Origin of the sequence: Kordiimonas laminariae (genome assembly GCF_023008165.1) — a bacterium.
GTDB classification, from domain to species: Bacteria; Pseudomonadota; Alphaproteobacteria; order Sphingomonadales; family Kordiimonadaceae; genus Kordiimonas; species Kordiimonas laminariae.
Window position 1 is genome coordinate 480240 of the sequence record NZ_JAKQZA010000002.1, and the last position, 14558, is coordinate 494797.

A 14558-nucleotide genomic window follows, 5' to 3' on the forward strand; every position below is an offset into this window, starting at 1 on the left:
AGCCTCTTCCTCATAGATTACTAGCAGTTACTTCCCTATGAGGGTATTATGGCTCAAAATCGTAAGAAAAGTCAGTTTTAATTTAATATTTATTCCAACTTTTTTAGCATAAATACACTAATTAATGTCGATTTGTTGGAAAAAATTAAATTATCAAAAGTTTATATGCGCAATTATTTACCTTTTCACCACACCTTTGGCTTCAGGAATTTAATTGCGCATTTTTTCTTATTTTGACAGTACATTGTTGACGTCAATCACCAACGCCTTTTGCAGGTATTTCTGTAAGCGCACGCTGGTTTCTTGTTGAAAACGCCCACCAACATGATCATGGAGCGCTTTCTCTAACATATAAAAATACGCCTCTCGATGAAGTTGTTTTCTTGGGGAATGGCCTGCACGCGGCTCCACCATTAAACTAATCGGCTTACCAGCTTCCTGCTGTTTAAGGGCATAATCTCGAACATTCAGAATATTCACTCGATCATCTTTTTCACCAGCCCAAAGGTATAGCGGCTTAATTACTTTACCAGCATGAGCAGCCGGTGATTTAGCGTAGAGCTCCTCTGTTTGTCCTTCAATATCGGGATCAGCAGAAAGATATTCCAGCCTTGCAAGGCGCCTTAATTCACGATCCGATTTAGCGCGTTTAGTTAAAAAACGGACGGCTGCAACCAGATCAACAGGCGGCGCACCTGCAAATCCAACTTTGAACGTCTCAGGCTCATAAGCCAAAGCACCTACTGTTGAAAAGCCACCAAAGGAATGGCCAGCAATCGCTAATCGATTTCTATCACCAATACCTCGAGAGAGCACATATTCCATGCCATCCATGATATCTTGATGTACACGCCCTTTTCCAAAATCTCTGTTAGCAGAAATTAAATACTTATACCCGTATCCACGAGAAGCTCGAAAAGCTGGCTCAAAAACGGCATACCCCCGGTTTGCCAAAAAGGCTGCCTGCCCTTTGTAAGCTCCGTAATCTCTTGCCCATGGACCACCATGAGGAAACACAACAAGCGGCACAGAAGCTGGATCAACACCACGAGGCAAGGTTACATAGCCATGCTGGGTCATGCCATCACTCACTTTGTAGCTAATAGCTACGCGCGCTCCAATATCGGCGTCTTCCAGCCTTGGGTCTTCTGCATAAATTTCATCAAGATGAGGCTTGAGCGGACGAGTGATTGACTTAGTTTCTTTATCATAAAGGTAAAACTTAGGTGCAGAATGCGTAGCACTTATTCCCATAAGCATCCATTTGCGCTGCGCATGATCAGTAATAATCTCGTAAAAATTCTCATCAATTCGCGCTGTCAAATCATCAACTACACTCTGTGCTTCATCATTCAAACCATATGTCGTAGAATAGCTATCCTTGTATGAAACCAGAAATGGCTCAGCATTCCTGCCATCTAATATTGTTTCATCTATATCGTAGGTTCCTTTAGGATCTGCATGCACCAACTCAGTAGTTCCAGCGTCCAAGTTCCACTTATAAAGAGAGGCAAAATCACCTCCCAAACGTGCTTGTATATAGAAAGCATTTTCGCCATCAGGTGCGCTTATAAATTGGCATGGATCTCTGAACTCACACGTATGGAAGGGTATTTCTTCACCATCCACAACCTTTAAAATCCGGCTTGTTAAGCCTGCCGAATTTCTCTTAATAAGCGATATCCCCATATTGGGAATAAAGAGAAAATCCGCTACTTGTTTCTCAGACCGGAAAAACTCTTCTTTCCTGCCATCAGGAAAAACACGGTACAGACCATAAGTATTATCTGCATCACGCTTAAGCGAGACAAAGAAAGCATGGGGAAGCTTGTCATCAACCCCATAATAGAATTCTTCTTTCTCAGAATCCAAGTTGATGACAATCTGCGGCAGCGTGCCTTCCTCAAGCTTTATTACATTTACATTTTGTCGCGTCCTTACGAAAAGATGTTGTCCATCGCCAGACCAGGAAATCCTGTTCACTTCTTTTGAAGTTAGCAGCTTCCTGCGTTCCGACGTTTTAACATCATGCAACCACACCTCATCATGGCGGCCCTTCAGAACTTGATAGGCGATCATTGAACCATCTGGAGAAAGCTTTACCCCACGCACTGGCTGCCGTTTTATTATTATCGACCGGTCAATAATCGGAGCTTCAGCAGAAGCTTTCATTTGTTCAATCGCCTCATCTAGATCATCGGCTTTAGTTGCAGTGGATGTTAGAACTAAGGCTCCAGCAGCGGCAAATAGGGCATAGCTCACCTGTTGCCGCACCTTGTAAGCAAAGTGCTTCATTGTTTTATCCTCTGTCGTATATTTATTGAGTCTTCTTGAAGTGTGGCTGTGAACAGCCACACTTTTACTGAGCTTTACGCTTTTACATCACGCTTCCATGGGCTCATCAAAACCAGAGCGATAAAACCAGGAAGGCCATAGATCGCGCCCATCGCAGCCCAAGTAATGGTTTGGGCTTTCCCTAGGTTGCGTCTCCGGCTCCAGAAGAAGGCAAGCAACGCTGTAAGTACCTGTAAGAACCCTGCAAAAATCCAGACATGGGTATCATACCGATTACCTGTAATATCCTTGAATGGGATATTTCTGGTCTCGCTTGGCTCGATATAGTGCAAATATACATTCTTCAGGATGTAATTTGCTGGTGACGCAATGAACTCTAGATGCTGGATCCAAAACGGATGCCTCTTGTAAGCATACTGCTCTTCGTGGATAAGTTCTGATGAACCGCCAAGTTTCGCATGTACAATCGATGCACCCGGCTTGTTATTCGCGAAGTAATCATTGCCCGAGAAAAGCATCATATACCCATCAGCTAAACGGTATGTCGCTACCCATGCCATCGCTTCTGGTCTTGTTGGATGTTCAACAACATATTCAGCTTCAGTCGCTTCAAACTCATCAATAAAAGCCACTTTATCAAACAGGTAACTCTTTTTATCAGAAACGATCACAATGTAATCTTCGTTGATCTGGAGGCGGCCGATATATTCTTCACCCGCATCAGGCTCGTGTTTCACCAACATATCACGGTCAGCAAAATTCACCTGATAAAGATGGGAAGTGGTTTCAAGGAAGCTCTCACCGATCATGAATGGTACTTCCCTGAAGCGGTCAGCTTCAGTCACAGCATCCAGGTTATCCAGAAACCCGTTCTGCCCAATAACACCAATGATTTCATCAGTTTTATTGTTTCGCCCAATCAGTAACATTGCATCATGAGAGAATTGCCATATCTGGTTCAATCCGCGAGGTTGAAGCGCATACTGCTTATCCTTCACATACATTTGCCCCTGACGAGGGAAAGTCCACTGATTAAGGCTAAAGAATTCCTGGTCAGCAAGTTCGGCCTGCTTCGCATAAATATCAGCCGACGGGTGTGTGCTGTTGCGTAATACATATGCCGGACGTTCACCCATTTCATATTCATACATATAGCTGAAGCTACCATCATATGGGTTATCGTCAGGATGTTGGCCTGTAATGAAAAGCGGTAGATGGTAAAAGACTGTCGATGACGCCATTATTGCCATTACAATACCAAGTGCCATACCGCTAACCTGCAGGAAAATCGCCCACGGCTCTTTTGTATGTGCTGTCAGGTCCGCCTTAAAGCTGTTGAAATTCAACAAAAACAAGCCGGCAAGAATGATGATCGCTGGAAAAAATTGCTTAAAATCAGTTTCGGGATTCGGCATCAAATAAGCTGCAATCATCAGAATGATCAGAAATGCCCCCTTACTGGCATTAAGTACAGAGAAGGTACCAACAGCATAAGCCGCAAAACATGTAAGCAGAAGCTGAAGGATATAAGCATAGTGACGCATATCCACTGTTTCTGCGGTAAAGGCGTCAAATCCAACCGTCATAATCAAAAGCGGCACAACCACTACAATGGAAATAATGGTCAGCGCTGCACCAGCCAAAGCAATAAATATCTTATGAACTTCAAGCGGGCGGTGGATCAGATAAGTCCAATGGTTAATGCGCTTATGCAAAATCATTTGCACAATACCAAAGCCAAAACTACCGCCCACAAGGCCAATATTCATTGCAGCTATCTGCAATGCTTCAGCCTCGAAAAACGGTTTTAACTTTGCCAAAAAACCGTAGAAAGCCAACACAGCAACTACAGCACACAGTGCCCAAACTCTATAACGGGCAAATTCAGCTTTATATAATTCAAACATGTTCGCGCCCTATCCGATTTTGCTATCTGGAGAATTATGGTTTTTGGAGAGGAATGCGTTTACCGCCCGTTCAAGGTTCACTGGCATAGACTGTAAATCTGTCAGCCCCAGATGCTTAACCTTTTCCGGAAAATCATCCCCTTGATCTGTCACCATGATATGGTGTTGATCGTCAATGCGTTTGATATTGAGCAGCCCTGGTATTTGTGAACGATCAATAGGTTTACCGTTTACTTCAGCTGCCCAAACAGAAACCCGCTCGACAAATTCATGCGGGGCACTGTTATTCTTCAAATGCCCTTTTTCCATAATAATGAGCTGATCAGCGACCCGCTCAATTTCTTCCATCTGGTGGGAACAATAAATGATTGTCGCTGCACGTTCTGTTTCTGTGAACATCAGTGCTTCCAGGAATGACTGTTTAGCGACAACATCAAGGCCCAAGGTTGGCTCATCCAGAATAAGTATTTCCGGACTTTGCGCCAGCGCCATGGACAAATTCAGCCCCGCGCGTTCACCGCGCGAAAGGCCCGAAATCTTCTGATTTGGATCAACATCAAAATAACCAATCACATGGTCATAAATTTTTTGATCCCATAGAGGATAAAAGCTCCTCTGCATATGGGTTGCAGCCTTCGCTGTCATCCATACTGGTAAGGTATGCTCTTCGTTCACATACCCAACCTTACCCCGTACATCGGTTGTTAGGTTTTGGCTATCCACACCTAGAACCTTCGCCGAACCACTCGTGGGAGCAATCATCCCCAAAAGCAAACGGAACAAAGTGGATTTACCCGCGCCATTACTGCCAACAATGGCATGAATGCCGCCCTTTTGGACTTTCAGAGAAAAGTCGTTCAGGGCGGTCTTCTTGCCATAGCATTTGGTCAGTGCATCTGTTTCTATGCAATAGTCTGTCATGCTATCCTCGCTAGACCTCATGAGTTTTCTTTTTTGCAGACAGTTTGCTAAGGCTCGCGGCTACATGACCAATGATTTCCGCTTCACTGAAATCCAGATAAGCAACATCACCAACAAATGTTTCAACGGCCTCTTTCAACTGTTTTTCCTGCTCTTCTTTGCTTAAAAGCTGTCGTGGCTCGGACACAAATAAGCCCAGTCCTTGCCTTGCTTCTACCAAGCCTTGCGATGTTAGTTCCGCATAAGCCTTGGCCACAGTATTGGCGTTGATCATCAATTGGAGGGCTAGCCCCCGAACGCTTGGTAACTTGGCGCCCGGTATCAAATTACCGCAAGCTATCTCCATTCGAATACCATCGACAATTTGCCGAAATATTGGCCGGGCATCACCTGTTACAATTTGAATATTTACCGAACTCATAGCGCTCATTTCAGTATCAAACCCACTGTACTGCGTGTAGTAGTACAGTGGGTACGGTTATAACTTTTGTCAACAGTAATATTTTGCGCATACTTTTACAAAACACAGTAAAAGTATAATAAATTATTGATTTTAAATGACTTATTATCTTAGCAAAAAACCACATGTCATTCACACGGTGTACTATATTTCACTAGTACACCGTAGTACAGCTAAGAATCAGGCAAGAAAATTAATTGATGCAGTCGCGCACCTGAGCTTGAAGTTCTGGCACCACTTCAGCCTCGAACCACTGGTTTTTACTAAGCCAGATATTATTGCGCGGACTTGGGTGCGGCATCGGGAAATAACCGTCGGCTTGAAAATCTCTCCAAGCCTTCACAGTTTCAGTCAGATTCTTTCTGACTTGCCCTTTCATATGCCAGTTAAGTGCATATTGCCCCACCAGCAGTTTAACCTTCAAATTCGGTAGGAACGCCATCAAATCACTTCGCCATGCTTTGGCGCATTCAGGCCTTGGCGGCAGATCACCCGATTTACCTGTACCGGGAAAGCAAAAGCCCATAGGCAGGATGGCCACTAGTTCAGGATTATAAAACTCTTCCTTGCTAAGGCCGAGCCATAATCTGAGCCTATCGCCGCTCGCGTCATCAAACGGTACACCGGTTTCGTGCACTTTTCTGCCAGGAGCTTGCCCAGCAATCAGAATGGAAGCTTTAGGGTGCACCTGCAGGACGGGCCGTGGCTCATGTTCAAAACAAGATGCACATAGACGGCACCCTTTAACCTGCTCCACTAATGTTTCTAAAGCCTGCACAAAACTCTCCCTAAGACAAAGGCAATTTAACAAGCGACAGTTCACCTTGCCACACTCTGGGATTATTTATCAAAAACTTGGGACAAACTGCATAGTTTTCACCAATTTGACTCATATTGCACAGTCATGATAGCGTTTTTAAGGGTCAGCTTTGAAAGGATATCTGCCTTGCTAGAGGCACGGGATATTGAGCTTATATCATCGATTTCCGGCATGTCTGGTGAATGCCAGTCCATCACCGAATTTGTCGACGCTGTACTTGTGCCAATGACTGATCTTTTCAAATCGAATTCCAGCCTGTTTTACACGAATTCAAACCAGACGCCGGGACTATCTCTGCAGGATTGCTTCGCCAATAACCTGGATACTCTTTACTGTGATATATACCAAAGCAACTATCACCAACAGGACCCTTGTTACGCATTGCTGGGGCAAAGTTCTCACGAAAGTAAGTGCGTGTCTGTCTCTACCGATCAAGCAATAGATCGCGAACATCATTATATTAACAGCGCTTACTATGAAGATTTTCTGCAACCTCAGAACATCCATCAAAGCCTGATTTTCACTATTGCGGACCGGAAAAACTATTATGGTCTCTTTGGATTGCATCGCCCTTTACATAAAGATGCATATGAACAAAGCGATCACTTAAAGGCAAAGTTACTAGCATCACACTTTTCCACTAGCCTGAAGGCACTGCAGGCTAGTATGGCCCGCAACGATGAACAGTTGGCTCTCACTGCTATGATGGTACGTTCTTCTATGCTGGGGTTCATCACTGTAAATACACAAGGTATCATTACGGCTAAATCAGCAGACCTCACCAATAAAATTCAGGGTTTAGTAGCTATTCCAGATCATCAACTTTGGCCTATGCTTCTAGATAGTTTTACACCGGAAATACGTCAATTCTGCATCAATGCCCTGAAGGGTCATACTCTACAGGTAACGGATAGTATTGAGGTGCCATCATGTGCCGAAAAACAATTACCCGCTCTCTTTATATCTGTGCCTGAAACGGGAAAGCTCACAGTCTTTTTCCTTAATGAAGGTGCGCGAAATAATATCTCACAAGGTAAATTAAAGCACTTCAACCTCACACGCAGGCAGCAAGATGTAATTCATCTGATCAGTGAAGGGCTTACTAACACACAAATCGCGAATAAAATGGGTGTTAGCCCGAAAACACTGGAAAGCCACCTAACCGCTATTTACAGGAAAACTGCCTGCCACAACAAAACCGGGCTTCTGTCGGCACTGCGCCCCTGATTTATAGGGGGTATCCCCGATTTCCATGACGAACACTGAAATTTAAAATACTTCCAACCATCAAATTATGGAGAGTGTTGGGAGGAAAACATGACCAGAAGATCAACCATACAGACATTATCAAAAACACTTATAAAAGCTTCAGCATCAGCTTCCATTGTCGCGCTGGTGGCAGGAACTCCGGCGGCCGCACAAGAAGGCGAAAAAGAAAACGCGCTCGAAGAAATTATCATTACAGCTACGAAACGAGCTGAATCCATTCAAACTGTTGGCCTGAGCGTTACCGCCCTTCAAGGTGAAGACCTGCAAGCTCGCGGCGTCAGTGAATTTGCTGATTATGCAATTTCAATCCCAAACCTGTCGTTCGGAGCAACCGATGATGGTGTTCTGGCAAACCGTACGATTTCCATTCGTGGTATTGAGGGCCTGAACACCACCAGTTTTTATATTGATGATATTCCGCTCGATGAATCTATTGATCCTCTCGTGTTAGACGTTGAGCGTGTAGAGGTACTGCGCGGCCCGCAGGGGACACTGTTTGGCGCACGGGGCCTTGGCGGTACTATTCGGGTGATCACCAAAAAACCGGAATTTGATGAAGCAACCATCCGTTTCCATGGCGGCCTGTCGAATACCAAAGAAGGTGGCCTGAACTACCTGTTTGATGCTGCTGCCAACATTCCTCTATCTGACCGTTTCGCAGCACGCGCAACGGCTTACTATCAATATGAGGAAGGTATCTTTGATAAAATCGTAGGGCCATCCACAGCACCCGGTGTTGTTGTACCGGCGGGCACTGTTGGTGCACTGGTGGGCGATACGCCATCCACCCAAGAAGACATTGACGACCGTGAAATATACGGAGGGCAACTGGCACTCAGGCTTGATGCTACAGACGCACTTACCTTTAACGGGCGCGTGATGTACCAACGCACTGAGCTTTCAGGTTTTCCACTTGCTGATTTTGTCACCAATCAAACAACAGGGGAACTTACCCTTGTTGGGGATGATTTCACGCAAGAGCGCCTCTTTAATGTGGATGAAGGCGGTACAGACGAATGGGTGCAAGTTAGCCTTAACATAAATTATGAAACTGATTTTGGTACCTTCACCTCCGCCACAGGATACTTTGATCGCACCACCAATGAATTTGAGGATTCGAGCGAATTTATTTCTTTCACTCTTCTTGGCCCGATCCTGCAAGGCGCAGGGTTACCAACCCAGCCAGCCGCAGTATCTTCACCAATTTTCCAGTCACTTGAATTTAAGACATTTGCAGAGGAAATCAGATTTGTTTCTGATTTTGCTGGCGATTTCCAGGTGACAGTTGGTGCCTTCTACCAAAACACTGACGACAATGAAGCCTTTGACCCGCCAAACATCGCACCCGGGTTTGATGCTGTCTTTTCAGGCTTCCTAGGGGCGCCCGGCGGATTAACAGGTACTGGTGATTTAATCTTCACATCTGACACGCATATGCAAATTGAAGAACTCGGCCTGTTTGGGGAATTCACCTATAATTTCACGGACAAACTAAGTGCCACCCTTGGCGTTCGTTATTTTGATACTGAAGTAACAACAGACGATGTGATTGGCGGATTTGCTGCTGGCGGTCTTAATATAGTGTCACCAGAAACAGTACAATCAGAAGATGGCTTCAATTTCAAAGGCCTTATCGAATATGAAGCCAACGAAAATGTGTTTGTTTATGCATCTGTTGCTGAAGGTTTCCGTATTGGTGGCACCAATGGTGAACTACCCGCTACACTTGGTTGCCCTGCTCAGGCGGAAGCGCTTGGATTTGGTTCTGGCGACGACACACGAACCTTCGGCTCTGATAGCCTTGTCAGCTATGAACTAGGTACTAAAACCACGTGGAACGGAGGTAAGCTCACGGTGAACGCGGCTGCTTTCCACGTGAACTTTGATAATATTCAGCAGCGCATTCTGCTTGGGTGTGGCTTTGATTTTGTTGGAAACATTGGTGCAGCGAAAAGCACTGGGTTCGAGTTTGAAATTGCGGGCCGACCAAATGAACATTGGTTCCTTCAGGCTGGCGCCGGGTACACCAACGCTCGCTTCACTGAAACTGTACCGGGCATTGCAACAGATGGTGACCCGCTTCAACAAGTACCTGAGTGGACTTTCTCCGCGACAGTTGATTATGAAACTCCGGCATCTTTCGGTGATTTCCAGTGGTTCAGCAGGTCAGATTTCGCTTATGTGGATAGTAGTATCAGTACTGTAGTGGATAGTAATTCTCCACGTATTCGCCCGTCTTACGCGCAGGTTAATACGCGCTTTGGCCTGAGGAACGATCAGTATGCAATCACACTCTTTGTGGATAACCTGTTTAATGAAGATGCCGCTTATTCAGATAACCGCACATTAGCGGCGGAAGCTGGTGGACGTCCGCGTATCGTACGCAATCGTCCCCGTACTATAGGAATTGATTTCCGGGCAAACTTTTAAGGGCTGGCTATATGTTTTTGCCTAATCTTAAAAAGGAGATGCTTGAAATAGCATCAGGTATCTCCCTTGCTTATGTTGAACGCAAACCAACACCAGTGCTCGCTGATGCCCCCACTTTACTGTTTGTACCGGGCTTCACGTTTTCCGCGGAAGTGTTTCATCATCAACTGGAAGAATTTTCCAAAACCCACCGCGTGATCGCGCTGGACCCTAGGAGCCACGGCGCTTCTACAATCACCAGTGAGGGGAACGGTTATACAACAATTGCCCATGATCTGGAGCTTTTCATCGGTGCAAAAGGGCTAACAAATATCGCACTCATAGGTTGGTCATTCGGTGCACTTGCCACATGGCAATATGCAGCCAAATACCCAAGAAACCTCTATTCGCATATCTGTATTGATATGCCGCCTATTGGTATGTCTGAAGATCCTGATATCTGGACAGAGGGCAAAATAAGCGACCTTGGCGGTGCCTATCATGCCCTAACTTCAAAGGAAGGGCATGCAGTGATGATACGGGAATATGCTGAACATGTGATGTTTAGTGGCACCTTAAGCGATAGAGAATTAAGCCGTATCGTGGAGATATCCCAACAAACACCATACGTGGTTGCATCACAGCTTTTTGCATCCGGTCTTTTCAGTAACAGGGAAGAAGAAGCGAAAGCCATTAATGGCGTCGTCCCTACTCGCTTTTACCTCGCTGAACATTGGAGCGCTGAAGCAGAAGCATACCTGATGAGAACGTTACCTGACGCAAGCATATCCAGCTTTGGCGGTCACATGATGTTTCAGGAGTTTAGCGATCACTTCAACAGAGATTTGAGCGCCTACCTTCAGTCTCTGTAACTGAAGAGCTTTATGCTCTTCACACTAAAAAAGGGGCCTAAAAGCCCCTTTTTCTTTTATCTAACTCAGCCTGTTACTTTGGGCCTTGATCATGGAACCATAGTTTCGGCAACACGCGCTTACGCGGCCATTCCTCGTTCATGGTATCATCGTCATAAAGACGACCATTCATCATCACCCGATGGATATCCACGGTGTTTTTCAGATCAGCACGTGGGTCTTTATTCAGAACAACAAGGTCCGCGAACTTACCCGGTTCGATGGAACCCACTTCATCGGCATGACCAATGATATGTGCACCATCAATAGTCGCTGCTTTGAGCGCTTCCATCGGTGTAGCTTTACCTGAACCAAGGGACCAAAGCTCCCAGTGATAACCAAGCCCCTGGAACTGACCGTGGCTACCAACACCAACCTTACCACCTGCGCGCTGGATATCTATGGCACTGTCCGCCACCCGCGTGAAGGCATATTCTTCATCACGGAACCAAGGGGCACGCTTGGTGCGGCCATCCACAATATTATGCGGCATAAAACGATTTACCTTCTCATCATCGTGCGGGTTCTGGTTGGTGAAATAATAGTTTTCACCCCACGGGCCACCGTATGTCACGAGAAGGGTTGGCGTATAACCAATGCCAGTTTGCGCGGCTAACTGCACCACATCCTTATAGAGCGGCACAATCGGGATATTATGCTCATTACCCGCAAAACCATCGATCATGTGCGTAAGATCAAGCTTCGCATCAAGGCCGCCCTCAGTTGTTGGCATGATACCTACTTCCTTGGAGGCATCCACAATATACTGGCGCTGTTTCCGGTTGCCGGTAATGTAAGCTTTGATGTTCTTGGTACGGTAATGATCTTTATAGCGGGTCAGCACATCCACCGCATGCTCTTTAGATTTAATATTGGTATCGGAGAACACGCCCGGCCCGGTTGACCATGCACGCAGGCCAATCATCCGGCCTGCTTCCACCATATCCTGAGCCACAAATATATCTGTCGTGCTTGTCTGCACATCGAGGCCGCTGGTTACGCCGTAAGCAACGTTCGCAAGGAACGGCCAGAAGTTTTCTTCCACAACACCGTTCCGGCTCCAGTTACGCCAGTGACCATGGCTATCCACAAAGCCTGGTGTGATGAATTTACCGCTCACATCACGAACTTCAGCGCCGCGTGGGATATCCACAGAACCTTGAGGGCCAACAGCCGCGAACTTGCCGTTTGTTACCACAACATCTGCATTTTCAATGGTGCCTTGCTCTCCCATCGTAAGGACAGTTGCTCCGCGCAGAACAATTGTACCTTCGGGGTTATCACGCGGCACTTCTACACGGGCTACATAGGTATGATATTTCTTAGGTTCTTCGGCTTTTTCTTCTTTCTTTTCAGCATCCGTTTTTTCTGCTGTTTCAGAAGCTGTCTCTTCCGTCTTTTCCTCTTCTTTACTTTCTTCTTTCTCTGGTTTCACCCACTCAACGTCAGAAAGTTTCTGGGTATAGAGTGTACTCCCCACAGACCACAGGATAGTTTCACCGTCGTCAGACCATTCGAAATAATCAACACCAATATCAGAGAGTGTTTTAAGCGGTACGCTTGGGCCTGCAACATTCACAGTTACAGCTTTTCGGCCAGTTGGCGGCACGTTAATGAGCTGCAATTGTTCCTGTGAACGTGCTAGTGCAAATCTGCCGTTCGGGCTAAGGCGCATATCACGTGCAGGCACTGGTTTTGCCGCGAAATAGAGACCCTTACCCGTTACCTTCAAGTGATCTCGGCGATCCGTACCATCAAGACGTACAGAGAAAAGCTTATCGCCATCATAAAGATTCACGCGGTCAGCCTGATCACCAAAATGAATGCTGCCAAAACCTGAACCCGGCATAATCACCCGCGTTGCACCGGTTTTCACATTCACCGCAATCAAATCACGCTGAGCACCAGCGTTGCCGAGATTGAACTGGTGGTTAGAGGAACGGATCGCAACAATTTCATCACCTGCTGGTGTGAAATGTGGCTCACTATAATAACCAGAGACTTTTGTTATCTGCTCAGGCTTGCTCCTACCATTCGCGCGCATACGGTAAATCTGCCCACCATCTGTATCCCAGCTAATATAAGTGATATAGCGCCCATCTTTTGACCATGACGGCTGGTGTACATTGGTACCTGCCCGGCCAATTTTCTTTGGTGCACTACCCTCTGCCAATTGCATGGAATAAAGCTCACCAAGTGCCGAGAACACAACTGTATCACCGCTTGGCGACATCGCTGGTGTTTGCGCCATGCGCGCCACCACTGGGCCTTCTGGGTCTTTTTCCTGATGAACAAGATCAGCGCCAATATCCAGCTTCACTTTGGCGGTAAACGGAATAACTGTGCGCTTGCCGTCTGCAATATCAATACGTTCGATCTTACCGCCACTTGTTGTGATGATCGCACTGCCATCAGGTGTGAAGCTATAAGCAGGCATAAGATCACGTGTCGCGCGGGATTCCTGATCATCCCGTGTTACAGGATAGGCTAGCCAACGGTCTTCGCCTGTCGCGAGATTGCGCACACGGAAACCAGTGTCTGTTTCATGGCGCGTACCATAAACAAGCATCGTACCATCTGGCGAAATAGCTGGGCGCATCGCGCCACCATAAGCAGTTACAATAGTATCTGTCGTGCCTTCCTGAAGGTCACGGCGTACCACCCGCCAAGGGAAGTTAGACATATTGTAAGAAAAGCCACCTTGCTTGGTGCTGTAATACAGATACTGACCATCTTTTGAAACGGAAACGCCCTGTGCATTTGGCTGACGGTTCCTAGGTGTATTCGCACCTTGCGGACGAGAGTTAGTTACCTGAATACCTTTGCCGCCATGCTTATGGTACATCCAGATTTCATTAGCACCGATACCGTTCGGCAGTTGAGATACATATACGTAGTTACCGTCAGCTGACCATGCGGGGCTCATAAGTTCGCCGGATGCCAGTGATGAAAGCTTCTTTGTCCTAGAGCCATCAGCATTTGCAATATAGAGATTTTCCGAACCATCCTGATCGGAAATGAAAGCAATCTGTGTCCCATCAGGTGAATAGGATGGCTGAGACTGGAAACCCATGCCAGTTAAAACAGCTGTCGCTTCACCTCCTGCCATTGGCACGGTGTAGATATCACCAAGAATTTCGAACATGATGGTGCTGCCATCAGGCGATACATCAAGCGCAATCCATGTTGCTTCATCAGTTTCAAACTCAACAGTACGTGACGGTTCAAGTGGCAGGCCTTTTTTCTTGTCTCCGCCTTCACCTGGCTTTTCAGTTACCACACTTGTCATTCGCATATGAACAGGTGGCTCTGTCCATTTTTCATGAATTGATGGTGGTGTTGCATCCGCAGATAAAACTGCTGGTGCATAAAATAAACTTGTTGCAAACAGCGCTGCAGACAGCGCCTTCTTCGAAGTGCGTGACATAGTTGCCCCCTCGCCCAATTTCCCAATTCCAAATTTATATATTCAGACTGCTACACCGTAACATTAGAGAAAAGAGGCATTAAATAAAGAATCTGTCAGAGCACATGGTAACTCCACAAATAGTATCAAAAATACAACA

At 46.2% G+C, this 14558-nt stretch carries 9 protein-coding genes; 3 read left to right on the forward strand and 6 right to left on the reverse strand.

The genetic code is table 11. The annotated features are described in order from the left end of the window. Positions 1 to 228: 228 nt before the first annotated feature. The 5 genes from MF542_RS05710 to MF542_RS05730 all read right to left on the reverse strand — a co-directional run bounded on the left by MF542_RS05710 (position 229) and on the right by MF542_RS05730 (position 6361). Complete coding sequence (locus tag MF542_RS05710) at positions 229 to 2295, reverse strand: S9 family peptidase (RefSeq protein WP_247016872.1); 2067 nt, start codon at positions 2293 to 2295, stop codon at positions 229 to 231. Between the two features lie 74 nt (positions 2296 to 2369). Continuing rightward, positions 2370 to 4202 (reverse strand): hypothetical protein, encoded by a 1833-nt coding sequence (locus MF542_RS05715; protein ID WP_247016874.1) that lies wholly within the window; start codon positions 4200 to 4202, stop codon positions 2370 to 2372. 9 nt (positions 4203 to 4211) lie between these two features. After that, positions 4212 to 5123: an ABC transporter ATP-binding protein gene (locus MF542_RS05720; RefSeq protein ID WP_247016876.1), complete on the reverse strand. Its 912-nt coding sequence runs from the start codon at positions 5121 to 5123 to the stop codon at positions 4212 to 4214. A 10-nt stretch (positions 5124 to 5133) separates the two neighbouring features. Continuing rightward, on the reverse strand, positions 5134 to 5553 hold the full coding sequence (locus MF542_RS05725; protein WP_247016878.1) for a GntR family transcriptional regulator: 420 nt from the start codon (positions 5551 to 5553) through the stop codon (positions 5134 to 5136). A 223-nt stretch (positions 5554 to 5776) separates the two neighbouring features. Next, positions 5777 to 6361, reverse strand: coding sequence for a uracil-DNA glycosylase family protein (locus tag MF542_RS05730; protein WP_247016880.1), 585 nt, complete (start codon positions 6359 to 6361; stop codon positions 5777 to 5779). Positions 6362 to 6529: 168 nt separating this feature from the next. On the opposite strand from MF542_RS05730, the gene MF542_RS05735 reads away from it, so the two are divergent. The 3 genes from MF542_RS05735 (at position 6530) to MF542_RS05745 (ending at position 10953) form a co-directional block, all read left to right on the forward strand. Further along, on the forward strand, positions 6530 to 7630 hold the full coding sequence (locus tag MF542_RS05735; RefSeq protein ID WP_247016882.1) for a response regulator transcription factor: 1101 nt from the start codon (positions 6530 to 6532) through the stop codon (positions 7628 to 7630). A 90-nt stretch (positions 7631 to 7720) separates the two neighbouring features. Next, positions 7721 to 10102 carry a TonB-dependent receptor gene (locus MF542_RS05740; protein ID WP_247016884.1) on the forward strand — a complete coding sequence of 794 codons (2382 nt, stop codon included), beginning with the start codon at positions 7721 to 7723 and terminating at the stop codon, positions 10100 to 10102. A gap of 11 nt (positions 10103 to 10113) precedes the next feature. Then, positions 10114 to 10953, forward strand: coding sequence for an alpha/beta fold hydrolase (locus tag MF542_RS05745; protein ID WP_247016886.1), 840 nt, complete (start codon positions 10114 to 10116; stop codon positions 10951 to 10953). Between the two features lie 73 nt (positions 10954 to 11026). Here MF542_RS05745 and MF542_RS05750 read toward each other — a convergent pair whose 3' ends face one another. Beyond that, on the reverse strand, positions 11027 to 14419 hold the full coding sequence (locus MF542_RS05750) for an amidohydrolase family protein (RefSeq protein WP_247016888.1): 3393 nt from the start codon (positions 14417 to 14419) through the stop codon (positions 11027 to 11029). Positions 14420 to 14558: the final 139 nt, after the last annotated feature.